This is a genomic window from Nannocystis pusilla, from assembly GCF_026626665.1.
Classification (GTDB): Bacteria; Myxococcota_A; Polyangia; order Nannocystales; family Nannocystaceae; genus Nannocystis; species Nannocystis pusilla.
In genome coordinates this window covers 9462575-9487042 of the sequence record NZ_JAPNKE010000002.1, presented here as the reverse complement: position 1 = coordinate 9487042, position 24468 = coordinate 9462575, and the positions used below count along the sequence as shown (strand labels likewise).

23 protein-coding genes are annotated in these 24468 nt (G+C 71.5%); 11 read left to right on the top strand and 12 right to left on the bottom strand.

Features of this window, described 5'->3' with window-relative positions:
* The first annotated feature begins 7 nt into the window (after positions 1-7).
* On the top strand, positions 8-217 hold the full coding sequence (locus OV079_RS41960; protein WP_267775330.1) for a hypothetical protein: 210 nt from the start codon (positions 8-10) through the stop codon (positions 215-217).
* A gap of 25 nt (positions 218-242) precedes the next feature.
* Here the strand turns inward: OV079_RS41960 and OV079_RS41955 are convergent, their stop codons facing one another.
* Positions 243-992: a hypothetical protein gene (locus tag OV079_RS41955; RefSeq protein WP_267775327.1), complete on the bottom strand. Its 750-nt coding sequence runs from the start codon at positions 990-992 to the stop codon at positions 243-245.
* A 510-nt stretch (positions 993-1502) separates the two neighbouring features.
* Positions 1503-1886 (bottom strand): KGG domain-containing protein, encoded by a 384-nt coding sequence (locus OV079_RS41950; protein ID WP_420829452.1) that lies wholly within the window; start codon positions 1884-1886, stop codon positions 1503-1505.
* A gap of 439 nt (positions 1887-2325) precedes the next feature.
* Between OV079_RS41950 and OV079_RS41945 the strand changes: the two genes are divergently transcribed.
* The 3 genes from OV079_RS41945 to OV079_RS41935 all read left to right on the top strand — a co-directional run bounded on the left by OV079_RS41945 (position 2326) and on the right by OV079_RS41935 (position 4701).
* The gene (locus OV079_RS41945) at positions 2326-2571 is read left to right on the top strand and encodes a hypothetical protein (RefSeq protein WP_267775324.1); all 246 of its coding nucleotides are present in this window, start codon (positions 2326-2328) and stop codon (positions 2569-2571) included.
* Positions 2572-2678: 107 nt separating this feature from the next.
* Positions 2679-3542: a hypothetical protein gene (locus OV079_RS41940; protein WP_267775322.1), complete on the top strand. Its 864-nt coding sequence runs from the start codon at positions 2679-2681 to the stop codon at positions 3540-3542.
* 73 nt (positions 3543-3615) lie between these two features.
* A complete protein-coding gene (locus tag OV079_RS41935; RefSeq protein ID WP_267775320.1) occupies positions 3616-4701 on the top strand; it encodes a LamG domain-containing protein in 1086 nt (361 codons plus the stop codon).
* A 146-nt stretch (positions 4702-4847) separates the two neighbouring features.
* Here the strand turns inward: OV079_RS41935 and OV079_RS41930 are convergent, their stop codons facing one another.
* Both OV079_RS41930 and OV079_RS41925 read right to left on the bottom strand, forming a co-directional pair.
* Complete coding sequence (locus tag OV079_RS41930; RefSeq protein WP_267775319.1) at positions 4848-5360, bottom strand: oxidoreductase; 513 nt, start codon at positions 5358-5360, stop codon at positions 4848-4850.
* The gene (locus OV079_RS41925; RefSeq protein WP_267775318.1) at positions 5318-7045 is read right to left on the bottom strand and encodes an FAD-dependent monooxygenase; all 1728 of its coding nucleotides are present in this window, start codon (positions 7043-7045) and stop codon (positions 5318-5320) included. The genes OV079_RS41930 and OV079_RS41925 overlap by 43 nt, the downstream gene beginning before the upstream one ends.
* Before the next feature lie 115 nt (positions 7046-7160).
* On the opposite strand from OV079_RS41925, the gene OV079_RS41920 reads away from it, so the two are divergent.
* From OV079_RS41920 to OV079_RS41910, 3 genes are read left to right on the top strand one after another with little or no spacing between them, the layout of a single operon-like run.
* On the top strand, positions 7161-8147 hold the full coding sequence (locus tag OV079_RS41920; RefSeq protein WP_267775317.1) for a spermidine synthase family protein: 987 nt from the start codon (positions 7161-7163) through the stop codon (positions 8145-8147).
* The gene (locus OV079_RS41915) at positions 8126-9316 is read left to right on the top strand and encodes a spermidine synthase family protein (RefSeq protein ID WP_267775316.1); all 1191 of its coding nucleotides are present in this window, start codon (positions 8126-8128) and stop codon (positions 9314-9316) included. Before OV079_RS41920 ends, OV079_RS41915 begins: the two co-directional genes overlap by 22 nt.
* Positions 9316-10122: a hypothetical protein gene (locus OV079_RS41910; RefSeq protein WP_267775315.1), complete on the top strand. Its 807-nt coding sequence runs from the start codon at positions 9316-9318 to the stop codon at positions 10120-10122. The genes OV079_RS41915 and OV079_RS41910 overlap by 1 nt, the downstream gene beginning before the upstream one ends.
* Positions 10123-10146: 24 nt before the next feature.
* Here OV079_RS41910 and OV079_RS41905 read toward each other — a convergent pair whose 3' ends face one another.
* From OV079_RS41905 to OV079_RS56635, 3 genes are all read right to left on the bottom strand, one after another.
* Entirely contained in the window at positions 10147-10932 is a 786-nt protein-coding gene (locus OV079_RS41905) for a terpene synthase family protein (RefSeq protein ID WP_267775314.1), read from the bottom strand.
* Positions 10933-11490: 558 nt separating this feature from the next.
* A complete protein-coding gene (locus OV079_RS56640; protein ID WP_267775313.1) occupies positions 11491-12630 on the bottom strand; it encodes an STAS domain-containing protein in 1140 nt (379 codons plus the stop codon).
* A 99-nt stretch (positions 12631-12729) separates the two neighbouring features.
* Positions 12730-13839, bottom strand: coding sequence for an STAS domain-containing protein (locus OV079_RS56635; protein WP_267775312.1), 1110 nt, complete (start codon positions 13837-13839; stop codon positions 12730-12732).
* Positions 13840-14172: 333 nt separating this feature from the next.
* Here OV079_RS56635 and OV079_RS41890 point away from each other — a divergent pair, with 333 nt between their 5' ends.
* Positions 14173-14919 carry a hypothetical protein gene (locus OV079_RS41890; RefSeq protein WP_267775311.1) on the top strand — a complete coding sequence of 249 codons (747 nt, stop codon included), beginning with the start codon at positions 14173-14175 and terminating at the stop codon, positions 14917-14919.
* A gap of 78 nt (positions 14920-14997) precedes the next feature.
* On the opposite strand, the gene OV079_RS41885 is transcribed toward OV079_RS41890, so the two are convergent.
* Positions 14998-16278, bottom strand: coding sequence for a 4-vinyl reductase (locus tag OV079_RS41885; RefSeq protein WP_267775310.1), 1281 nt, complete (start codon positions 16276-16278; stop codon positions 14998-15000).
* On the opposite strand from OV079_RS41885, the gene mddA reads away from it, so the two are divergent.
* Both mddA and OV079_RS41875 read left to right on the top strand, forming a co-directional pair.
* Positions 16277-17005, top strand: coding sequence for a methanethiol S-methyltransferase (gene mddA / locus OV079_RS41880; RefSeq protein WP_267775309.1), 729 nt, complete (start codon positions 16277-16279; stop codon positions 17003-17005). The genes OV079_RS41885 and mddA overlap by 2 nt on opposite strands.
* A gap of 54 nt (positions 17006-17059) precedes the next feature.
* A complete protein-coding gene (locus tag OV079_RS41875) occupies positions 17060-18700 on the top strand; it encodes a 3-(methylthio)propionyl-CoA ligase (RefSeq protein ID WP_267775308.1) in 1641 nt (546 codons plus the stop codon).
* Here the strand turns inward: OV079_RS41875 and OV079_RS41870 are convergent.
* Positions 18667-19245, bottom strand: coding sequence for a hypothetical protein (locus tag OV079_RS41870; protein WP_267775306.1), 579 nt, complete (start codon positions 19243-19245; stop codon positions 18667-18669). The genes OV079_RS41875 and OV079_RS41870 overlap by 34 nt on opposite strands.
* Positions 19246-19311: 66 nt before the next feature.
* On the opposite strand from OV079_RS41870, the gene OV079_RS41865 reads away from it, so the two are divergent.
* A complete protein-coding gene (locus OV079_RS41865) occupies positions 19312-20229 on the top strand; it encodes a LysR family transcriptional regulator (protein ID WP_267775305.1) in 918 nt (305 codons plus the stop codon).
* 48 nt (positions 20230-20277) lie between these two features.
* On the opposite strand, the gene OV079_RS41860 is transcribed toward OV079_RS41865, so the two are convergent.
* From OV079_RS41860 to OV079_RS41850, 3 genes are all read right to left on the bottom strand, one after another.
* On the bottom strand, positions 20278-21414 hold the full coding sequence (locus OV079_RS41860; protein WP_267775304.1) for an STAS domain-containing protein: 1137 nt from the start codon (positions 21412-21414) through the stop codon (positions 20278-20280).
* A 234-nt stretch (positions 21415-21648) separates the two neighbouring features.
* Positions 21649-23202 (bottom strand): M16 family metallopeptidase, encoded by a 1554-nt coding sequence (locus OV079_RS41855; protein ID WP_267775302.1) that lies wholly within the window; start codon positions 23200-23202, stop codon positions 21649-21651.
* 1 nt (position 23203) lies between these two features.
* On the bottom strand, positions 23204-24448 hold the full coding sequence (locus tag OV079_RS41850; RefSeq protein ID WP_267775301.1) for a M16 family metallopeptidase: 1245 nt from the start codon (positions 24446-24448) through the stop codon (positions 23204-23206).
* Positions 24449-24468: the final 20 nt, after the last annotated feature.

Here is a 24468-nt window from a genome sequence, read left to right as displayed (position 1 = left end):
GTCGGCCATGAACGACCAAATCGACCGCGACAAGAAGCTGCGAGAGGCGGAGCTCGCCAACGCCGACGAAGCGGTGGAAGAGCTGGGCCGGCAAGGCTTCACGCATCGTCGCTGCCTGCGCTGCGACGGCAGACTCGGCGTGGACGACCGGGGCTGCGGATACACGGTCTACTGCGAGACGCAGAATTGCCTGCGCCTCACGTTTCGCGGGATCTGAGCTCCGCGCCGAAGGTCGCGCGCCCTCACGGCTCGCCGACCGCGATCGCCGGCGACTCGTCCCGCCACGCCGGCGCCCCGGCGATCTGCCAGCGCACCAGCAGCTTCTCCGCGCGGTAGCCCTGCGGCGTGGTCGTCACGCTGCGCACCAGGCCGATCCCGCGGACATAATAATTGTCCTCGGTCTGCACGTGCTCGACCGGCGGCGCCGCGACCGCGGTGGTCATGCGATTGTGCGTCTCGCAGCGGACGTGCACCGCCGTCTGTCCGCGGTACGAATCGTGGCCGACCACCGCGCAGCGGCCGACCACCGACATCGACGACACCGGCGTGTCGAGCTCCTGCCGCCAGTCCCAGCGCATCCCCGGCGACAGCTCGCGCGGCAGGTACACCCCCTCGGCCACGCGCGCCTTCACCTCGCCGACCGCGCTCGTCATCGAGCCCAGCTCCGGCGTCACTCCCAGCGGCGAGATCACCAGGTCACGCTCGCTGGTCCCGCCGAAGAACTCGCTGCGCACGCGGGCCACCAGGCGATCGCCGCGCTGCTCGGCCGCGAGGATGCGGTCGATCGACTGCGTCGTCGGCACCTGCACCGCCGGGTGCGCCTGCGGCATGGCGTACACCCACTCGTCGCCCACGCTCGCGGGCGCGTACGGATGATGCGCCGGCGCCGTCGCCTGCACGTCGCAGCCGACGAACACCAGCGCCCCCGTGATGAGCAGCTGCCAGCCCGGCCCCGGCTCGAGCTCCGTCGTCGTGCTGCGGCGCTGGGCCATGCCGCATCGTCCCCGGCCTGCATCGACCTCGCAAGCCGCGAAGCTTTCCTGACGCGCCCGCGCGACCGATAGCCGTGATCGCGCAGTCAGCCCGCCACGAGACGGCCGGCGAGAGATCGCCTCGTCCCGCCATGCGCGCGAGCGGAGGCCGCCCGTCTGCCCGCGGAGGTCACCGCGAGACCTTCTCGCGAAAGAACCACCGGAGATCTTTCCAGGCTCGCGCTCCACCATCGCGCGAAAGAGACCGACGGAGATCGCTCCCGGGACCCGCCCACACCCGCCGAAGCCTCGACCCAACGACCCGAGCCTCTGCGTCGATATCCTTCGTTCCCGCGCTCGGACAAGCACGCGAACGATCCCCCCTCGGCGATCGCCCACAATGCGTCGAGCCAGCGAATCGCCCGACCACGCCGAATTCTTGGTCGAATGGCGAAATGAACAATGGTGCGGGCGGCCGTACGAGACGGCCACCCGCGAGTCACGAGGCGGAGCTCGCGACTGCAATTATGATTAGTGGTCCTGCTCGCCCTCGTCGCGGCCGCTGGACAGCGACTCGCTGCGGGGCATCTCGGAGCGGTTCTCGGGGGCGGCCGACGACGTCGACGCCTCGCGGTCTTCGACCATCGTGTTCGGCTCGTCGGACACGCCGGTCATCCCCATCGCGCCGCGCTGGCCGCGGCCGCGTGCGGTGGCATGAGCGGCGCGGTTGCTGTGCGACGCGTGGCCGCCCTTCGCCCCGATCTCTGCCATGTGCTCGCGGTTCTGGCTCACGACCTCGCCGCCCTTGCGGCCGGCCGCGCGGGCCTCCTCCGAGTCGAACTCGTGGGCCGTGCCCTTCTCATGCGCCGCCCGGCCGCCCTTGCGCGCGATCTCCCGCTGCTTCTCCGCGTCCATCCCCGCGAAACCGCGGCCTCCGCGGCGCTCCCCTGAATTCCCGGTGCTGTTCGGCATTGCTGGTACCTCTGTCGCGGACTGTGGTCCGCGCCGTGATGGGTTCTTGGAATCGATGTCCTCGGGGCCTGCGCGCTGATTGCGCGGCCAGGGGACGTTTCGTGGGAACCATGGTCGACTGCGTCACCTCGGCAAGGCGGAGCTCGGCGCGCCTAGGGGTTTATGGACCCCAACCCTTCAGGCGATCCCGCCGCCGGGGCCGCTGCGACGGGCGCCGCGCCGCTGAGGCCGCTGTGCGGATCCGGGAAACCCTTAGAAAAGTGCGCCTGCGCCGACCGCAATTTTCACTCAGCGCGGCGCGCGAATCTGCGCCGCGGCCGCGATCGCGTTGACACCGCACTCTGCCGGAGGGACGCTGGGGTCACGATGACCCGCATTCCTCGTGTTTGCCGTGACCGCGTGCCTCGCCGGACTGGTCGGATTCGCCTGCAAGAGCGGCGGTGGTGGTGGTTCGCAGGCGCCCGGGACCGTCAAGGCGATCGAAGGTCCCTCGTCGTGCCCGCGGTCGGTGCCCTCGCGCGGCGCTCCATGTCCGCGGGGCGAGTCCGAGTTCTGCGTCTACCGCACCACTGGCGGCGACTTCGCCTGTGTCTGCGGCGGCGGCAAGTGGGGCTGCGGCTCCAAGTAATGGAGATCTGGCGGTCCGCGAACGGACCGCCGCGCCTGCGTCGGCCGAGGGGCCCGTCGCGCCCGCGCCGCTGGTTCGCCGGCGCGCGGCTGCGATACCCTCCGACGATGCTTCCTTATCTCGTTCGCGCCCGCTGGACCGGCTTCGCTCTGCTCCTCGCCTGCAGCTTCGACGGCAGCGGCCTGGTGAGCGCGGGTCCGCCGACTCCGACCAGCAGCACGACCGGTGATACGACCACCACGACCGGCCCGGGGACCACCGTTACGCCGACCACCGTGGACTCGGAGGGCTCCGCGAGCGAGGGCGCGACGATGAGCACCACCACGCCGGTCGACCCGACCGACGGACCGACCTCGACCTCGACCACCACGCTCGGAACCACCACCACGACCACCACCGATCCGGACACGACGACGACCTCGACCACCGGTCCGGACACCACCACGAGCAGCACCACCAGCACCGATACGAGCACCACCACCGGGCCCGACACCACGACGGGCCCGATGTGCATGGACACCGGGATGGAGCCGAACGAGAACGAGGGCGAAGCGGTCGACCTCGGCGATCAGTACTGCAAGGCCCAGCCGAAGAGCTTCCAGGGCGTGCTCGACGGCGACGGTGACGTCGACTGGTTCCGCTTCTTCGGCGACTTCAGCGGCAACCAGTGCAACGACAACGACAACGACCCGATCGCAAAGGTCGTCGTCACCGCCGATGGCCCGCTCGAGGTGTGCATGTACGCCGACTGTGACATCGACGGCGAAGTCAACATCACCTGCCCCAACGGCACGACGATGACCAATTCGCCCGACGGCCGCAAGGGCTGCTGCGGCGCCGGCACCATGGAGTACGTCGTGAACTGCAACGACGGCCCCGACGAGAGCGCGGAGATGTACGTCCGCCTGCAAAAGGCCCCCGTCGACGCCTGCCTCGCGTACAAGGTCGATTACAGCTATTTCAGCCCGTGACGGCCGGCGCCCCCGCGCGCTCGCGCGGCTTTGCGCCCTCCACGGCCGAGCCCGCTGCGGTAGCCTCGGGCCGATGCCGCGTCCGCAGTTCCGCCGCCTCGCCGCGCTCGCGCTCCTCCTCGCCGCGTGCAGCTACGACGGCAGCGGCCTCGTGAGCGCCGGCCCGCCGTCGTCGACCTCGTCGACCTCGACCACCGACGAGCCGACGACGACCACCACCACCGCGCCGCCGCTCACCACCAGCAGCCCCGAGCTCACGACCACCGGCACCACCGCGCCCGTCGATCCGACCGTCGACGCGACCACCACCGACGCGACTACCACCACGTCGACGACCGCCGCCACCACCGAGCACTCGACCTCGACCACCACCGGCGACGAGACCACCGGCGAGCCGCCGCCCATGCTCGTCGACGAGGGCCTCCTGGTCCGCTACTTCCTCGACGAGGCGGCAGGCGGCCAGGGCCCGAAGTACGCCCTCGACGCCGCGCCCGACCCGCTCGACCTGCCGCTCGTCTACGACATGGGCGCGATGAACCCGGTCTACGCCGAACAACGCGGCCACCGCGGCCTGCGCTGGCCGATGGCCGGCCTCCACGGCCGCGCGACGCTCCCCGTCGCCGACACCAAGGTTCAAACAGCCCTGCAGAACCGCACCGCCGCCACGCTCGAGCTCGTCGTCGACATCGACGCGGTCACCCTGCTCGGCTCGCGCCTGGTGCACGTCGGCCGCAGCTTCGAGATGGGCCACTTCACCCTCCGCTCGAGCGCCCTCGACCGCCTCGAGTTCTACTGGAAGGGCAACAACCTCGCCGGCGTGTGGCCGGTCGACTGGGCCGGGCTCGGCCGCGCCGTCGTCCACGTCGTCCTCGACACCGGCCAGCCGGAGCCGATCCACCGCGTCCGCCTCTACGTCGACGGCGCGGCGGTGGCCGACGGCATGGACATCTCGCTCGTCCATCCCAACCAGAACGAGGCCGTCGCAATCCCCACCGACCCCAACATCCCGCTGTACTTCGCGCTGGGCAACCGCGGGGCCGACGGCGACCGCTCGTTCCAGGGCACTCTGTATTATGCGGCGATCTACGCCACCGCCCTGTCGGAGACGCAGCTGCAACAGAACGCGGAGATCCTCGCCGGCACCGACGACGCGCCGTGAATCTGTTCATGGCTGAACGCGGACCGACGCGCTCGTCGCGGCCGCCCAGGCCATGAGCACGCGCCGTGAATCATCGCACCGCGGCGGTTGCAGCTGCAACCGCGCTCACCCGCGCGGGCGAGCCGCCAGGTACTGCGGCGGCCAGGTCACCCCGGTCCGCGGTAGTTCTGCTCGGCCGCCGCGCGCAGCGTGAAGTGTGGGTCGAGCAGGTGCGGGCGGGCCAGCGCGCACAGGTCGGCGCGGCCCGAGGCGATGATCGTGTTGACCTGGTCCCAGTCCTGGATCGCCCCGACCGCCATCGTCGTCACCCCCGCTTCGTGGCGGATCCGGTCGCTCAGGTGGGTCTGGAACATGCGGCCGTAGATGTCCGGCCGCGACTCCGGCGTCGTCTGCCCGGCCGACACGTCGACCAGGTCGCAGCCGTGGGCCTTGAGCAGGCGGGCGATCTCGACGGCGTCCTCCTCGTCGAGGCCGTCGGGGATCCAGTCGGTCGCGGAGATCCGCACCGACACCGGCTTGTGCGCCGGCACGACCGCCCGCACCGCGCCGAGCACCTCGAGCGGGAAGCGCATGCGATTTTGAAGCGAGCCGCCGTACGCGTCGGTGCGCGCGTTCGTCAGCGGCGAGATGAACGAGGCCAGCAGATAGCCGTGGGCCATGTGCACCTCGACCAGGTCGAAACCTGCCTGTTCGGCCAGCTGCGCCGCGCGCCGGATTGCTCGACCACCGCCGCCATGTCGGCCGGCGTCATCTCCCTGGGCACCGCGAAGCCGGGCGCGTAGGGCACCGCCGACGGTCCGAGCAATTCCCAGCCCTCGGCCAATCCTCTGTCCGCGCCCTCCCACGGGTGCTCGGCCGAGCCCTTGCGGCCCGCGTGTCCGAGCTGCACCCCGATCTTGGCCGTCGAGTGCGAATGCACGAAGTCGACCACCCGGCGCCACGCCGTCGCGTGCGCCTCCGTCCACAGCCCGGTGCAGCCGCGGGTGATCCGCCCCTCCGGGGCCACGTTCGTCATCTCGGTCATCACCAGGCCGGCCCCGCCGACGGCGCAGCCGCCGAGGTGGACCAGGTGCCATTCGTTCGGCAGCCCGTCCTCCGCCGAATACTGGCACATCGGCGACACCACCACCCGGTTCTGCAGCGTCAGCGCGCGCAGGCGCAGCGGCGTGAACATCGGCGGCGGCGCCGGCTCGTGCGATTCGCAGCCGTGCTCGCCGGCGAACCACTTGTCGAGCCGGCCGACGTACTCGCGGTCGCGCACGCGCAGGTTCTCGTAGGTCACCCGCTTCGAGCGGGTCATCATGCTCAGCACGAACTGCTGCGGCGGCAGCTCCTTGTAGCGGCGGACCTCCTCGAACCACGTCTGGCTGACCTTGGCGGCGCGCTGCAGCTTGGCCACCTCGAGCCAGCGGGACTCGTGGTAGGCGGCCAGCGCCGCGGGCACCGTCGACTCGCGCAGCAGCGCCTCGCACAGCGCGATCGAGTCCTCCATCGCCAGCTTGGTCCCGGAGCCGATCGAGAAGTGCGCGGTGTGGGCCGCGTCGCCGATGAGCACCACGTTGCCGGACCACCAGCGCGCGCACTTGACCTCGCGGAACGACAGCCAGCTCGACTTGTTGCTCATCAGCCGGTGCCCGCCCAGCTCCTCGGCGAACAGGCGCTCGCAGTAGGCCACGGACTCGTCGGTGCTCATCGCGTCGAGCCCCGCGCGGCGCCACGTCTCCGCGTCGGTCTCGACGATGAACGTGCTGGTGTCGCGGTCGAACGGATAGGCGTGCACGACGAACAGCCCGTGCTCGTTCTCGCGGACGTAGAACGTGAACGCCGACAGATGCTTGGTCGTGCCGAGCCAGATGTACTTCGCCTTGCCCTCGGCGATCGTCGGCGCGAACACCTCCGCCAGCTGCGAGCGCACCTTGCTGTTGATCCCGTCGGCCGCCACCACCAGATCGGCGCCCGCCACGGCCGGCGAGTTCAGCCCGTCGTGCTCCGTCTCGAACGCGACGTGCACCCCCAGCCCCAGCGCCCGGTCTTGCAAGATCTCGAGCAGGCGCACCCGCGCGATCCCGCAGAACCCGTGGCCCCCCGAACGAATCACCTGGCCCTTGAAGCAGGTGTCGATATCGTCCCAGTGGATGAACGAATCGGTGATCGCCGCGTACGTCTCGGGGTCGGCGCGGCGGAAGTTGCCGAGAGTGCCGTCCGAGAACACCACGCCCCAGCCGAACGTGTCCTTGCGCCGGTTGCGCTCGACGACCACGACCTCGCAGTCGGGCCGCGCTTTTTTCATGAGCACGCTGAAATACAGGCCCGCAGGGCCGCCGCCGAGGACCGCGATCTTCACCGCGCAATGCTAACCCGCCGCTCGGCGCCCGCCCAAGTGAGAAGCCTCGCGGTGCTGCGAGCGAACGTCTTCGGGTCCGCGCCGAATGGGGGGCCGCCGTGTATGCTCACGCGGCATGTCAGCAACGACCGGCCCGCGCGACGGCCTCCTGCTGGTCGCCGCGTTCGCCTCGGGCGCGGCGGCCCTCGCCTACGAGATGCTGTGGACGCGCATGTTGGCGCTGTCGCTCGGCAGCGAGACCGTCGGCGTGCTCGCGACCCTGGCCGGCTTCTTCGCCGGGCTCGCGCTGGGGGCCGCGCTGCTGCACGACCGCAGCCTCCGCGCCCGCGACCCGGCGCGCCTGTTCGTCGCGCTCGAGCTGGTCGCCGCCGGCTTCGCGGTCGTCTCGCCGCATCTTCTGCAGCTGCTCGCGCGCGTGTTGCCGGCCTGGCTCGGCCCGGTCGCCGCCGCCGGCGGGGCCGCGGCCCTGGCCGCCTCGACTGCGGTCGCCGCCGCCGTCCTCGCTCTCGGCGCCGCCCCGCTCGGCGCCTCGCTCGCCGCGCTGGTCGAGGCCCGCCGCCGCACCTGTCCTTCCGACCAGGACGGCCGCGGCCTCGGGCGGATCTACGGCGCCAACACCCTCGGCGCCGCCCTCGCCGCCCTCGTCAGCGTCCACCTGGTGTTCCCCGCCCTCGGCTACGGCCTCGGCGCCGCCCTCGCCGCCCTCGCCGGCGTCGGCGCGGCGCTCGCCGCCCGCGCCTGGAGCGCTCGCACTGCCGGGCATGTCCCCTCAGACATGCCCTCTTCGACCGGTCCCTCGGGACATGTCCACGGGGACATGTCTGGAACGACATCGGCCGCCGTCCCCGGAGCCTCTGCTCCCGCCGCCCGGGACCTCGCGTCCGAGACCCCGGCATCACCGGTCCCCGGCGACTTCTCCGGCACCCCCTCGCCCGCCGCGCGAGGTTGCCCGGCTCGCCGGGCGCCCCGGCGGTCCTCGCATCACCTGTCTCTCGGGACACCTCTGCACCGCCCGTCGCGGTCGACGCCTCGCGCGACCCCGACCCCGACCTGCTGCGCGAGCCGTGGCTGCTCGACCTCGTGGCCTTCGGCGCCGGCCTGACCGGCATCGGCCTGCAGGTCGTCGGCGTGCGGGTGCTCGGCCAGCACCTCGAGAACACCATCTACACCTTCGCCCACATCCTCGCCGCCTACCTGCTGGCGACGGGGGTCGGCGCGCTCGTCTACCAGCGCTTCGCCGCGCGGGCCGTCGCCGGCCGGCCCGGCACCGTCACCGCGATGCTGTTGTGGTTGCTCGCCCTGCTCGTCGTCCCGGCGGCGATCGTCCTCGCCCAGGGGCCCGCGCTGCTGCAGGCGCTGGCCCCCGAGGCGGCCGGGCTCGCGCGCGCCGGCGCGGCCGAGCTCGCGGTCGCGGCCCTCGTGTTCGCGCCCTCGGCCCTGCTGCTCGGCGCCCTGCTCAGCCACGTCATCGGCCTGGTCGCGGCCACCGGTCGCGGCGTCGGCCGCACCTACGCCTGGAACGCCCTCGGCTGCGCCGCCGCCCCGTTCCTGTTCGGCCTCGTCGCCGTCCCGCGGCTCGGCTACGCCGACGCCTTCTACGCCGTGCTCTACGCCTACCTGGCGCTGTTCGCCGTGTTCGGGTGGTTCCGCCGCTTCTCGCCCGTCAAGCTGATCGGCGGCGTGCTCGTCGGCGTCGCCCTGACCGCCGCCGGCCCGCGCTCGCTCGCCCTCGTCAGCGACAGCGACGGGTGGGTCCGCCGCGAGGAGCGCCAGACCCTGCACGGCCTCGTCGCCGTCAGCGAGCGCCCCGGCCCCGGCGGCGCCCCGCTGCGCCGGCTGCAGATCGGCAAGCGCTTCCGCATGGGCGGCGCCGCCGGCTTCGGCGAGCAGCGCATGGGCCAGGTCTGCTCTCTCCTGTCCCATGCGTCAGGTCCCGAAGGACCTATCCCGAAGGCCCTGTACCTCGGGCTAGGTACCGGATCGACCATGGGCGGCGCGCTGGCCGTGCCGCACGCGGCGGCCGAGGGCGTCAAGCTGGTGCCGGAGATCGTCGAGCTCCTGCCGCACTTCGCCGACATCAACCACGACCTCGCCAAGCGGCCCGAGGTCACCCTGCACGCCGCCGACGCCCGCCGCTACCTCGCGGCCGCGCCCGGCAGCTACGACCTGGTGGTCGCCGACCTGTTCCACCCCGGCCAGGCCGGCGCCAGCAGCCTGTTCGCCCGCGAGCACTTCGCCGCCGCGAGGACCACCTGCGCCCCGGCGGCCTGATGTGCCAGTGGCTGCCGCTCTACCAGCTCGACGAGGCCGACGTGCGCACGATCGTCCGCACCTTCCTCGACGTGTTCCCCGAGTCGTACGCGTTCCTCGGCATCTACAACGCCCAGAACCCCGCGCTCGCGCTGATCGGCCGCGCCCCCGACCCGGCCGCGGGCCAGCTCCACCTCGACGTCGCGCGCCTGCAGGCCGACACCGCGGAGCTGCAGAACATCGTCGATCCGCGCGACCTGCTGGCGTCCTACGTGATGGGCCCCGGCGAGCTCGCGGCGTGGGCCGGCGACGGCCCGCGCAACACCGACCTGGCGCCCGAGATCGCGTTCCAGGCCGCGCGCGTGGCCTACCGCGACGACCGCACCCTCGGCGCCCACAACCTCGGCGTCATCCTGCAGCGCGCCGTCGCGGCCCCGGCCGCCCTGCTGACCGGCAGCGGCGCCGAGGCCCTCGCGGCCGCCAGCGCGCCGTTCACCGCCGCCGCCCGCCACTACCTGGCCGGCGAGATCGCCCGCGGCGACACGGCTGACCTTTCGAGCATGTCCTGGGAGACAGCCGAGCACTTCGTCCGCGCCTACGAGGCCGACCCCGCGTTCGCGCCCGCCCGCGGCGCCCTCTACACGATCGCGCGCAAGAACCAGGCCCTGGCCGCGAAGCTCCTCCCGCGCATGCTGGCCCGCACGCCCGACGAGCCCCGCGTCTACGAGGCCTACCTGCTCCACCTGCGCGCCGCCGGCGACCAGGCCGCCTACCAGCAGCTGCGCGCCGAGGCGGCCGCGAAGTTCCCCGGCGCCACGCTGCCGTGAGCGCGATCAACTCAGGGAGTAGCCTCACCCGCGCGACGCGTCGTAGCGCGGGCTCGCCAGCGACCACTCGATGTTGCCGCGCTGCCACTCGAGCAGCCCCTGCAGGTACGTCTGCACCGCCGCGTCGTGCGGGTACAGCCCCATCGCCTCGCGCACGCTCGTCTCGAGCTCGCGGGCCTCGGCGTTGACCAGCTCGGTCGCCTCGCGCAGGGCCGCCGCGAGCGAGCAGCCGCGCTCGCACATCAGCACGTGGACCAGGTTGTTGGGGTTCTTGTGGCGCAGCACCTCTTTGGGGAACGACACGATGTCGTTGAAGTAGCCCACGGTGCGGCTGACCGCGCGGCGGGCTCGCAGCACCGCCGGGCTGTCGCGCACCGCCGGGGCCACCGAGATCTGCGCCGCCACCTCGATCAGGTCGAGCGCCGTCAGCACCCCGCTGTCGTGCTCGCGCTGGCTCAGGTACTCGCGCAGCGGCGGCGTGCGCGAGGTGCCCCAGTTGCGCACCGCCGGCAGCACGCCGAGCGACATGTGATCGGCGGTCACGCACCACAGCCTGTCGAGCCACGCCCCACCGACCAGGTCGAGCGCGCCGCGGCGGAACTCGAGCAGCAGGCGGTCGAGCGCGTCGACCTCGCCGGTCGGCTGGCGCGCGCCGGACAGCAGCGCCAGCGCGTGATCGATCTGCCGCCGCACCCGGCTCTGGTCCTCGCGGCTGCGCAGCTCCTCGTCGTGCATGTCGTCGAAGAAGAACAGCCAGTTACACCACGTCGCGCACAGCACCCCGCGCTCGACGCTGGCCGCCGGATACACGTGGCGCCCGAGCGTGTTGAAGGCGTCGAAGCGGCCGCGGTTGTCGGCGTGGACCAGGCCCAGCCCTTCCGCCAGCGCCAGCGAGCGGGCCTCGATCTCGTCCGCGCGCGGATTTCGCGCCGCGGGGCCAGGGTCACGAAGTCGTCGGGGGAGAAACCGAGCAGCTGCGCGCGCACACCGGGCGCCAGGGGCTCGGGTCGAGAGGTCACAAAAAACTCGTTCGTCGCGTCCGATACGGGCGAGAGGGTCGTCATGGGGGGGTCAGGTCTTGTTGTCCGAGGGTCGCTGGACCGGCAACTTCGCAAGCTATGGTTCGCCGGGCCGGGGGCAGGGTGGCGCGCACCATGAGCGACGCGGGACGCCCGAATGGATCTCGGCCTTGTGTGGCCGAATTGCGGGCCTTCCTCGCAATGCGCGCCTGGCGCAGAAAGTCCTCGCAACCCGCGCTCGTGGCGGCGGGTCCGCGTCGACGCCGGCTGCGCGGCGGCGTTCATCACAATGGGTCGGTGCATGCGCAATGGATAGAGGACGCGTCGATCGGGGATCGTCGCCAGCTCGTCACTTGGCCGTCACGGTCGTCGGCTTGCGCTGACTCATCTGCACGATGCAGTACTTGAGCGCGTCGCGGAGCTTGGCGAACACCGCCACGCGGGCGAGGTCGACGCCGAGCGCGACGATGGTCTGCGCGATCGTGGGGTGGATGCCGGTCAGGATGCCCTCGGCGCCGAGCAGGCGGATGGCCTGGATCATGCCGATCAGGTGGCCGGCGGTGCCGGTGTCGACGACCTCGACGCCGGTGAGGTCGAGGATCGCGTAGCGGGCCCGCGTGCGCGCCACCGACGTCAGCAGGTTGTCCATGATCTCGGCGGTGCGGACGCTGTCGACGAGGCCGACGATCGGCAGGGTCAGCACGCCGTCCCACACCTCGATGATCGGCGTCGACAGCTCGCGGATCACCTCTTGCTGGCGCTCGATCAGCTCGAGCTTGGTGCGCAGCTCGATCTCGCTGCGGCGCGCCTCGGTGACGTCGAGCGTGATGCCGACCACCGCCGCGTCGGCGGCGTTCTCTTGCATGGGGATGTACCAGGTCTGCCAGTGCATCCCGTGGACCTCGGCCGGCAGCGCCGAGATCGGCTCGCCGTGCAGGGCCCGCGTCACGCCTCCCAGGTCGCCGCCCTCGCGGTAGACGTCGAAGATGTTCTGGCCGACGTAGTGATGCGGCGACATCCCGGCCGTGCGCACGCCCTTGCCGTCCTGATAGAGAAACGTGCCCTTGCGATCGATCGCCCACAGGGCGATGTCGAGGTACTCCTTGATCGCCTGCAGCATCGCCGACTCGAGCAGCGAGCGGCGCTCGACGATGATGCGGGACGTCGCGTCGTGGCCGTAGAGCGTCGCGCCGCGCGGCTCGCCGTCGCCGCCCCGGTCGACCTGCCACCACGATTCGAACAGCATCGGCTGGTCCCCGGCGCCGCGGATCTCCCAGACGCGCGCATCCGCGCCCGGCTCGAACAGCGACGTCCACCTGTCCGCGGTCCCGTGCAGCGGCAGCACCTCGTCGAGCCCGCGCCCGAGCGCCGCCGCCTGCGGGGTCTTGAAGGTCTGTTCCGCCCGCCGATTCCAGCCGGACACGCGAAGCGCCGGGTCGACGTCGATCACGACGAGGGGCGCGTCCTGCAGCAAGGTCCGTTCGTCCACGCTTCCTTTGTACCGTGTCCGCGGACAGCTGTCCGTATCCACTTGTGCGGACCTTGCGGGCGGCTTCGCCCGGGCGCCGGCGCCGCGCGATCGCGGCGATCAGGCCTTGCGGGCGGCGAGAAGCGTGTGTTTGAGGGCGTCGCGCAGCTTGGCGTACACCGCGACGTGGGACAGGTCGACTCCGAGCGCGACGATCGTCTGGGCGATCGTCGGGTGGATGCCGGTGAGGATCCCTTCCGCCCCGAGCAGACGGATCGCCTGGATCATCTTGATCAGGTGGCTCGCGGTGCCGGTGTCCACGACCTCGACGCCGGTGAGGTCGAGGATCGCGTAGCGGGCCCGCGTCTGCGTGACCGCCTGCAGCAGGCTGTCCATGATCTCGGCGGTGCGGGCGGTGTCGATGAGGCCGACGATCGGCATCGTCAGCACGCCGTCCCACACCTCGATGATCGGCGTGGCGAGCACGCGGATCACCTCTTGCTGGCGCTCGATCAGCTCGAGCTTGCTGCGCATCTCGTTCTCGAGCCGCTTGGCCTCGGTGACGTTGAGCGTGACCCCGACCAGCCGCGGCTCGCCCGGCTTGCCCGCGATCGGGATGTAATACGTGTCGAGGAACATCCCGTGGCTCTCCGCCGCGTACGTGCGCGCCGGCTCGCCGGCCAGCGCCCGCTCGATCAGCGGGTTGTTGCCGAGGTCCTTGTAGAGCTCGAGCATGTTGAGGCCGACGAACTGGTGCGGCGCGATGCCCATGTCGCGGATCGCCTTGCCGTCCTGGTACAGGAACACCCCGCGCTCGTCGATCGCCCACACCGCGATGTCGAGGTTGTCCTTGATCGCCTTCAGCATCGTCGTCTCGAGCGCCGCCCGGCGCTCGGCCGCCACGCGCGCGCCCACGTCGTGACCGAACAGCCGCGCGCCGAGCGTCCCGCCGCCCTCGCCGCGGAGCACCTGCGACCACGCCTCGATGGACCAGGCCGCGTCGGCGCGGCGGATCGTCAGCACCCGCGGCGAGCCGTCGCCCTCGTCGAGCAGCGCGCTCCACTCGCCCTCGCTCAGCGGCAGCAGCTCGGTCAGCGGCCGGCCGACGGCCGTCGCCGCGTCTGTCCCGAAGACCAGCTCGGCGCGGCGGTTCCAGGCGGTGACCACGAGCCGGGGGTCGACCTCGATCACGATCAGGGGTGCGCCCTGCAGCTGGCTGGCTTGGCTCACGAACCATTGTTTATCCCAACGCGAGGTCGGCTGTCCGCGCCCGCGTTCGCCGTCTCCGGGCGCGCTCCCGCGCGCGGTCGAAAGCTGTCCTTTCGGACATGTCACTGCGCCGACGACGGGTGCGATCACTCGCGCGCAACCTCGATCACGGCCGGCAAGTCCTCTAAGGTGCGGCATGCCTCGCGTTCGACCGCAGCTCGGGCTCGTGTTCGCGCTCCTCGGGTCGCAGCTCGCCCGCGCCGACCAGTTCAGGCCACCGGAGGACAAGAGCGCGGTCGAGGTCACGATCACGATCGAAAACCTCGATGCGTACCCGGGATACCTGTTCGTCCTGTGGCCCGCCGCCTGCCTTCTCAACTCCGAGAACCGCGCCGCGCACACCGTGTTGAATCGGAGTACGACCAAGGCCACCCCGACTTCGAGGACTCTTATGGCGGCTGCCACCAGCAGCGGCTGTTCGCCTTCCCGAGCGACGCCTACTCCGACGACGACGGCGACCTGACCGAGAACGGGCTGCGCCAGCTGAGCGACGAGCCGCCGAGCGACCCCCGCGTGTTGGTGCGGGAGATCGAGGCCGAACAGCGGTGGTGGGTGCCGGACGAGGTCAGCATCGACCTGCACGGCATCGAGGACGTGTACCGCGTCGGCATCGAAGGCGCCGTCCTGACGCTCACCCCCACCCGCGTCCGCTTCGACCTCGGCGACGGACACATCTTCGACCGCGCCTTTCACAAGGGCCGTCGCCCGCGGCTCCCGCGAGAGGAGGACATCCGGCGGCTGAAGGCGCAGGAGCCCGCGGCGCCGGCCCCCGCGAGCGCCGGGGCGCCGGCCGAGGCGAAGCTCGAGCCGAACCCGGCCGCGACGGCGCAGGCGAAGGCCGAACCGGCGCCCCCGCCGACCCCGGCCGAGACCCCGACATCGACGCCGGCGCCTCCGTCGTCGACGGCTCCGGCACCCGCCGGCGACGAACCTGCCGGGGAGATCTCCGCCACCCCGTGGCCCCCGCCGCCGCTGCTCTACGGCGGCGCGTGCCTGCTGGTCGCGGTCGCGGCCGGCGTCGGCCTGCGCCGCCGCGCCTAGGACCCTCTCGAAGATGTTCTATAAGGCATGTCCGTTCAGACATTCCCTTTTGGACATGTCTCAAAAGAAATTTGCCGATCAACCGAGCCGCTCGACGCGGAAGCGGCACACCGGGTCGCCGCAGGCGATGCACGTCTCCTCGACCGTGTGGAACGTGCCGAACCGCTCGGACAGCGGCCCGCTGCCGTAGATGAGGGCGAAGATCCCGGCGGCCGCGCCCTTGTGGCCGTGGCAGTGCGGCGTGCTCGTCGAGCCCAGGTACGCGAGGGCGCCGAGCGCCTCGTAGCCGTTGACCGACTCGACGATCATCCGCTGGCCCGGCTCGAGCCCGGCGATGTGCCACTGGCCGAAGCCGAGCGCGTTGCAGAACGTCATCGCCGCGAACAGCGGGTCGTCGGGTCCGCGCACCATCGGCGTCACCAGCCCCTCCCACTCGGGCGAGCTCATCACCCCGCGATACGTATTGAGCGCGCAATACTCGGCCTCGGCCGCCAATAGTCGCTCCGCGGTCGCCCCGCGGCCGACCCGCCGCATCTCCGCCAAGAACCCGATACACACGCGATTGTAAAAATCGGCCGGCATGCACGCGAGGTAGACCCCGAACGCGGGGATGAGCCCGTCGTCGCCGCCCGCCACCGGCATCGCCACCAGCGCGTCGATGATCGCCTGCTCGTCGATCGCCGGCGAGCGCAACCACTCGCCGCGCTCGCGCGGGCGGAACACCAGCGGCCGCTTGGTGTTGAGCGCCAGCGGCTCCGTCCGCCCGCGCTCGACCGCGAAGCGGCACATGGGCGCGCCCTGGGCCATGCACTCGACCTCGCGCACGTACACCCGCTCGCCCGTGACCGCGTGCACGGCCCCCTGCAAGTAGCCCTCGGCGAAGCTGCAGACCATCCGCTCGGGCCGCCCGAGCCCGGCGAACCAGCCCTCGACGAAGTGCGACGCGGTCGCAACGACCACCCCCTCGGCCACGCGCGACAGGTCGAGCCGGCCGAACCCGAGGTGCGCATAGAGGCGCTCGGCCACGGCCCAGCGGACGGCGGTGCTGTCCCCGGCGCGCAGGGCCTGCTCGACGTGCTCGGCGAACACGCACTCGGCGGCGCCGACGATCAGTTGCTTGCCGTCGACGAGGTCGGCCGACTCCACGGTCCGCTGCAGCCGCGCGTTGTAGTGATGGCAGTGCAGCAGCACGTCCTTGCCGGCGATCACCCGCCGACCGCTCGCCGCGTCGTAGCGCAGGACCAGACGTTCCGCGAGGAAGAGATCTCCATAAACATAAGTCCCCTTGCCCGCAGTGTGCCACGTATGCGCCGGCGCTGCGCTGTCGCGCCGACACGCCCCCTCGTACCATGCAGGCATGGGCCGCGTCCTCGTCCTCGGTTACGGCGTCGTCACCTACATCGTCGTCCTCGCGGTGTTCACCTACTTCGCCGGCTTCGTCGCCGACGTACTCGTACCGAAGGCCATCGACGACGGCACGGTCGGACCGTGGCCGCGCGCGCTGACGATCGACCTGGCGCTCATCGCCGGCTTCGCCCTGCAGCACAGCGTGATGGCCAGACCATGGTTCAAGCGCCTATGGACAGTGTTCGTGCCCGAATCCGCCGAGCGCTCGACCTACGTCCTGCTGGCGTCGCTGCAGCTCGCGCTGACGATGTGGGCCTGGCGTCCGCTGCCGACGCCGATCTGGCAGCTCGGCGACGGCCTCGTCGCCGGCATCGTGCAATGCCTGGCCGCGAGCGGCTGGGGGCTCGTGTTGGTGTCCACGTTCGCCGTCGATCACTTCCACCTGTTCGGCCTGCGCCAGGTCGTCGACCACTGGCTGGGCCGTCCGCCGCACGAGCCGGAGTTCCGCGTCCGCGGTCCCTATCGCCTGGTGCGTCACCCGATCATGTTGGGGTTTCTGATCGCCTTCTGGGCCGCGCCGACGATGAGCGTCGGCCACCTCGTGTTCGCGCTGGCGATGACGCTCTACGTCCTCGTCGCGCTCGAGCTCGAGGAGCGCGACCTCCGCGCCCAGCACGGAGCGCACTACGACGGCTACAAGTCCCAGATCCCGCGCCTGAACCCGTTCGCGCGCCGCTGAGCCACTTGCGCCGCGTGGCGGCGTTGGCCCAAACTCGCCGGCCTGGAGCCCCGCATGTACCTCACCGGCTTGATGATGCACTCACCCCTGCTGATCTCCGGCCTCATCCGCCACGCCGCGCGGGTCCACGCCGACCAGACGATGGTGTCGCGCACCGTCGAGGGCCCGCTGCATCGCACCACCTGGGGCGAGCTCGAGCAGCGGTCACGCCGGCTCGCCGAGGCGCTGCAGGGCCTCGGCGTCGGCCCCGGCGACCGCGTCGCCACCCTCGCGTGGAACGGCTTCCGCCACGTCGAGACCTACTTCGCGGTGTCCGGCATCGGCGCGGTGTGCCACACCCTCAACCCGCGCCTGTTCTTCGACCAGCTGGTCTACATCCTGGGCCACGCCGAGGACGTCGTCCTGCTGACCGACCTCACCTTCGTGCCCCTGGTGGAGAAGCTGGCCCTGCGCTGCCCGAACCTGCGCGCGGTGGTCGTCATGACCGACCGCGAGCACATGCCCCAAACGACATTGCCGAACGCACATGTCTATGAGGACATCCTCGCCGCCCAGCCCGGCGCGCTCGAGTGGCCGACGTTCCCCGAGGACACCGCCTCGTCGCTGTGCTACACCAGCGGCACCACCGGCGAGCCCAAGGGCGTGCTCTACAGCCACCGGTCGACCGTGCTGCACTCGTTCGGCATCTCGTTGCCCGACGTGTTCCGCCTGAGCGAGCGCGAGACGGTGCTGCCGGTGGTGCCGATGTTCCACGTCAACGCCTGGGGCCTGCCCTACGCGGCGGCGCTGACCGGCACGCGCCTGGTGATGCCCGGCCCGCGGCTCGACGGCGAGAGCCTCTATTCGTTGTTCGAGGACGAGGGCGTGACCATGAGCGCCGGCGTGCCGACGGTGTGGATGGGCCTGCTCGCGCACATGAAGCAGCACGGCAAGCGCTTCACCACCCTGAAGCGCGTCGTCATCGGCGGCTCGGCCGCGCCCGAGGCGATGATCCGCGGCTTCCAGGACGACTACGGCGTCGAGGTCCTGCACGCCTGGGGCATGACCGAGACCAGCCCGCTCGGGACCGCGTGCGGCCTGAGCCCGGCGATCCGCACCTGGCCCGAGGACCAGCAGATCGCCGTGCAGCGCAAGCAGGGCCGGCAGGTGTTCGGCGTCGAGCTGCGCATCGTCGGCGACGACGGCCGGCCGCTGGCGCACGACGGCGCGGCCGCGGGCGACCTGCAGATCCGCGGCCCCTGGGTGTGCAGCGCCTACTACAAGGCCGAGTCGACCGCGCACCACGACGGCTGGTTCAGCACCGGCGACGTCGCCACCATCGACCCGGCCGGCTACATGCAGATCACCGACCGCTCGAAGGACGTCATCAAATCCGGCGGCGAGTGGATCTCGTCGATCGCGCTCGAGAACCTCGCGGTCGGCGTGCCGGGCGTCGCCGAGGCGGCGGTGATCGGCGTCGCGCACCCGCGCTGGGCCGAGCGGCCGCTGCTCGTCCTGGTCAAGCAGCCCGGCGCCGACGTCGACCCAGCGGCCGTGCTCGCGCACATCGCCGAGAGCGTCCCGCGGTGGTGGTTGCCGGACGCCGTCGAATTCGTCGACGCCCTGCCGCACACCGCCACCGGCAAGATCTCCAAGCTGCAACTCCGCGAGCAGTTCAAGGACTACCGGCTCGCCACCGACGCCGCGCAGCGCTGACCCTTCGATCGCGCGTCGCGCGGGCCGGGCCGCGCCGCGGCGGGAGCATCAGCCCCATGCTCCCGCCGGGTGGCGCGCCCTGGCCCGCGCGACGCACGGTCGCGGGCGCGCTCACGCGCGGGCGCGGGCCACTGCGGCGCCGCGTGCTCGCCGGCGACCGGGCGCGCGTTCGGGTTCAGCACCCCGGCGAAGCTGTCGCGGTAGGCCCACGCGAGGTACGCCTCGAGGCCGACGATGAACGCCAGCATCCCGTAGCCACCTGGCTCGAGGGCCAGGTGGAAGGCGACGATGTTGACGATCACCGGCGCGAGGAGGATCAGCGCCAGCGGCACCAGGCGGCCCGACAGCAGCAGCGCGCCGCCGACCACCTCGGTGCCCTTGATCAGCGGGAACATGTAGCCGCTGGCCGCCAGCGCCCCGAGGAACTCGCCGGCGCGGCCCGGGTGCGGCGGCATCGGCAGGAAGTGGAGGAAGCCGTTGAGCCCGAACACGAGGAACAGGAGGCCGAGGAGGGAGCGAGCGACGGTGGGGAGCAGGCGGGACATGCAGCCGAGCTTAGGGCTTGCCGCGGAGCCGACCAGATGGGATAGTCACAACTCATCGTTGCTCCCATGACAACAATCGATCCGGTCAAGGTCGCCGCGTTCGTGCGGGTGGTCGAGGCAGAGAGCTTCACCGCCGCGGCCCAGCAGCTGGGCTTGCCCAAGTCGTCGGTCAGCCGCAGCGTCGCCCGCCTCGAGGAGGACCTCGGCGTGCGGCTCTTGCAGCGTACCACGCGGCGCCTGCACCTCACGGACGCCGGCAGCGCGTTCTATCAGAAGGCGCGCGGGGCCCTGTCCGCGCTCGAGGAGGCCGCGCTGACCGCCGCCGACCACGGGCACGAGCCGCGCGGCACGGTGCGCATCACCGCGCCGGTCGACCTCGGCGAGTTCCTGGCCGAGCCGCTGACGCGGTTCGTCCGCGAGTACCCGCAGATCCAGATCGATCTGGTGCTGACGGCGCGGATCGTCGACATGGTGCGCGAGGGCTTCGACCTGGCCCTTCGGGCATCTCGCCTGAAAGACTCGAGCCTGATCGCCAAGAAGCTCGGCAGCTTCGCCGACGGCCTGTACGCCGCGCCGGCCTACCTCAAGCGCCGCGGCACGCCGACGGCCCTGGCCGAGCTCGCCGAGCACGAGTGCGTACTGTTCCGCGCCCGCGGCGGCCGCAGCACCTGGACCCTGCGCGGGCCGAAGGGCGAGGAGCACGTCGAGGTGGTCGGCTCGATCAACGCCGACGACCTGTCCTTCGTCGTCCACGCCGCCGAGGCCGGGGCCGGCGTCGCCTACCTGCCGCACGTGCTCGCGGCCCGCTCGGTGGCCGCGAAGCGCCTCGTGCGGGTCCTGCCCGAGCACTGCTGGACCCACGCCGACCTGTCCCTGGTCCTGCCGACCGGCCGCCACGTGCCCACGCGCGTGGCGCTGCTGCGCGACTTCCTGGCCGAGTCGCTCAAGTCGACCTTCGGCGGGCACCGCAACATGAAGTCGTGATGCGCCGGGGCCATCGCCTGGTCTTCGAGACAGGTTCCTCCGCGGCCCTCACTTGCGCGCGCCGGCCATCGCGCGGATGCAGTGCACCAGCGCCTCGCGCAGCGTCGCGCGGACGGTCAGCCCTGTGGTCTCGAGGCCGAGGTCCACGATGGTCTGTGCGATGTTGGGGTGGATGCCGGTGACCACGCTCTCCGAGCCGAGCAGGCGGACCGCGCGGACCAGGCCGAGGAGGTGGCCGGCGGTGCCGGTGTCGACCTCCTCGACGCCGGTGAGGTCGAGGATGGCGAAGCGGGCGCGGGTCTTGGCGACCGCCTGCAGCAGGTTGTCCATCAGCTCGGTCGCGCGGCCGCTGTCGATCATGCCGATGATCGGCACCGTCAGCACCCGGTCCCACACCTCGATGATCGGCGTCGACAGCTGACGGATCACCTGCTGTTGTTGCTCGATCTGCTGCAGCTTCTCGCGCAGCGCCTTCTCGCCCTCGCGCTGCTCCGTCACGTTGAGCGACAGCGCCACGAGCAGCTCGATCGTCCCGTCGTCGCCGCGCACCGGGATCATCCAATCTTCAAAACTCGCCCCGTGCACCTCGGTCGCGGTGTGTTGCAGCGCCCCGGCCAGGGCGGCGTCGAGCGGCTCCGGCCCGAGGTTCTTGTAGAGCTCGCGGATGTTCTGGCCGACCAGCGCGTGCTGCGGCATGCCGATGCTCTCCAGCCCCTTGCCGCGGTGGTATGTACATAGGCCGTCGCGCCGCATCGTCCACACGATGATGTTCATGTTCTCGATGATCGCCCGCAGCATCGCGCCCTCGAGGCGCAGCGTCGTGTCGCGGGCGGCCCTGTCGCGGATGTCCTGGCCGTAGCAGGCGACCGACGCGATTCGTCCCTCGGCGTCGTGCTCGATCTGGCAGGTCCATTCGCAGGTGACCTCGACCCCGTCCTTGCGCGTGTGGGTGACCGTCCGCGGGCCGTCCTCGGCGAGGCCGGCCCAGAACTCGCCCTCGGCCGGCAGCAGCTCCTCGATCGCGGCTCCGAGCGCCTCCGCGGCCGGCACCGCGAACACCCGGGCGGCGGCGCCGTTCCACACGGTGACTTTCCGCCGCGCGTCGAGCTCGACGGCGATGAACGGCGCGCCACGCAGGAGTCGAGCCTCCCGCGCCTCGGCAGCGGGATCGGAGGGGTTTGCCATTTCATGAGTCAAACACGCCAGCTGTCCACGCGCAAACCATGTGCGGACGGCGTCCCGCCCGTCGGGCGCGCTCGCGCGCGGATGCGGTCAATCCTGCGACCTGGAATGCGTGGACCAGCGCGCCCACGCGCACTCGACTATGTACATTCCCCCGCCTCCCGCCGCCTGACGGTCAAAGACGAGCGCGCGGTCCGAGGACCGCGCGCTCGCTACAATCTCCGAAGTCGGCTTCGCCTACTCGGTCGGGCGCTTGGTGGGCTGGGCGTCGGCGTCGAGCACGACCACGCCGCCGGCGCCGAACAGCTTCTCGGTGGCGATCGCGTCGAGGTCGCCGAGCACCTTGTTCGCGTCGCCGACGACGAGGACGACGAAGTCCTTGGCGCGCAGGTGCTTCTCGGCGGCCTTACGGACGGCGGCGATGTCGACCGCGCGCAGGCGCTTCTGATAGCCGTCGTACCAGTCGAGCGGCAGGCCGAAGAACTTGAGCTGGCGGAACGCCATGAGGGTCGACGTCGGCGTGTCGAACTCCGCGGGCAGGGCCAGGAGGGCGCCTTCCTGCACGCGGAACAGCTCGTCGGGCTTGGCGTCCGTGGTGCGCATGGTCGCGATCTCCTTGGCGATCTCGCGCAGCGACGGGCCGGTCGCGTCGGTGCGGACCTGGCTGCTGGCGGCGAACGTGCTGCCGGCGCGGCGGTAGCCGAAGCCGGCGCGGCCGCCGTAGGTGTAGCCCTTGTCCTCGCGCAGGTTCATGTTGATCCGGCTGGAGAACGAGCCGCCGAGGATCTCCGCCATCAGGTCGGTGGCCTCGTAGTCGGTCGCGTTGCGCTTGGGCCCCGCGTGGCCGACGTAGACCGACGACTGCGGCGCGTCCTTGACGTGGACGAAGAACACCGAGCCGAGCCGCGGCTTGGCGGCCGCGACGTTGACCTTGGCCGGCGCCTTGCCCTTCCACTCGGGCAGGCGCGACGCCAGCTCTTGCTTGATCTCGTCCTGGGAGATCTGGCCGACCACCCACAGGCGCGCGCCGCCGGGCTTCAGCTTGCCGACGACCTTGGCGCAGTCCTTGAGCTGGACGGCGTCGATCGTCTTGTCGGTCTCGATGCGGCCGTACGGGTGGTCGGCGCCCCACAGGAGCGGCCCGATCACGCGGCCGGCGATCGAGCCGGGGTTGCCCTTGGCCTGCGCGATCGAGGCCTTGCGGCGGTCCTTGAGGCGTTCGAAGTCGGCCTCGCGCATGCCCGGCTCGCGCAGCATCTCGGCCAGCAGGTCGAGCGCGGCCGGCAGCTCGCGCTTGAGCGAGCGGACGTTGAGGTTCGACGTGTCGGAGCCGGCGCCGGCGCTGACGCTGACGGCGTGGTCGGCCTGCTTCTCCTCCCACGCGACCTTGTCGAGGTTCTTGGTGCCCTCGTCGAGCAGGTCGAGGCAGATCGAGTGGAGGCCGACCTGGGTCTTCGGGTCGCTGACGGCGCCGAAGTCGAACTCGAAGTTCATGTACACCGTCGGCAGCTTGTCGTTGCGGACGAGGTAGACCTCGAGGCCGTTGTCGAGCTTGAACGTCTCGACCTGCGGCAGCTTGAGCTCGGCGACCTGGCCCGCGGTCGGGCGGGTGGCGCGGTACGGCTCGTCGGGCCAGTTGGCCGGCGGCGGCGCGGCCTCGGTGTCGCTCGGCGCGGTCGCGACCGGCGCCGTGGACGGCTGCTCGACGGGCTCCTGGGTGGCGGTCTTGGGCTTGCACGCGGCGACTGCGGCCGACAGTGCGAGGAGGCTCAGCGTAATCGTGGTCTTCATGTCAGCCCTCCTTCGCGGCGGCGGCGTCCGCCGGCTTGTCTGCGGGCTTCTTCGGCGCCGGCTTCTCGGCCCCGGCGGCGTCGGCCGGCTTGTCGGCGGCGGCGGGCTTCTTCTTGGCCGCGGCGTCGGTCCCGGCCGCGTCGGCGGCGGGCTTCTTCTTGCCCGCGGCGTCGCCGGCCTCGGCGGGCTTCTTGACACCTGTCCCTTCGGCCTTGGCCGAAGCGCCAGGTCCCTTGGGACCTGTCCCTTCGGGCGGGCCGGCGGCGGGCGCGGCCGGCTTGGTGAGGATCTCGGCGTGCGGCTTGACCAGCCACTGGTTGGCGACCTCGCGCACCCGCTGCGGCGTGACCGCGCGCAGACGCTGGAGGTACGTGTTGGCGTAGCCGGGGTCGCGGGCGTAGTGGTTGAAGTACTGCAGGCGCTCGACGCGGCCCATCACGTCCTCGAGGCCCCACACGAACGACGACTCGGTGCCGACGACCACGCGCTTGAGCTCGGCGTCGCTGACCGGCTCGCGGAGGATCTTCTCGAGCTCGCGGCGGATCGTCAGCTCGGCCTTGACCGGGTCCTGGCCGGGCTTGAGGTCGACGATCACGTGGAACGTGCCCGAGTGGCCGGCGCCGCCCTGGTAGGCCGAGACCGACTGCGCGCTCTTGTCCTCGAGCACCAGCGCCTTGTAGAGGCGACCCCAGCCCGACGAGCCGAGCACGTCGGCCAGCACCTCGAGCTCGATGTCGCCGCCGCCGAGGCGCGGCGGGCTGTGCCAGGCGTAGTGGATGCGGTAGAGGCGGGCGAACGGGTCGTCGAGCTCGCGGCGGACCGTCTGCGTCAGCGCCGGCGTGCCGATCTGCTGGTGGGCCGGCTGCGGCAGCGTCGGGAACGTGCCGAACCACTTCTGGACCAGCGCCTTGGCCTGCTCGGGCTCGAAGTCGCCGGCGATCGTCAGCGTCGCGTTGCTCGGCACGTACCACTTGCGGAAGAAGCCCTGCACGTCGGCGACGCCGGCGGCCTCGAGGTCCTCGTGGCGGCCGATCGTCAGGTAACGATAGGGGTGGCCTTCGGGGTACAGCGCCTCGGCGACGGCGAAGCGCTCGCGGCCGTAGGGCACGTTGTCGTAGCGCTGGCGCCGCTCGTTGCGGACCACGTCGCGCTGGTTGGCGAGGCTCTTCTCGTCGAGCAGGTCGAGCATGTAGCCCATGCGATCCGACTCGAGCCACAGCGCCGTCTCGAGCTGGTGGCTGGGCACCACCTCGAAGTATTGGTGCG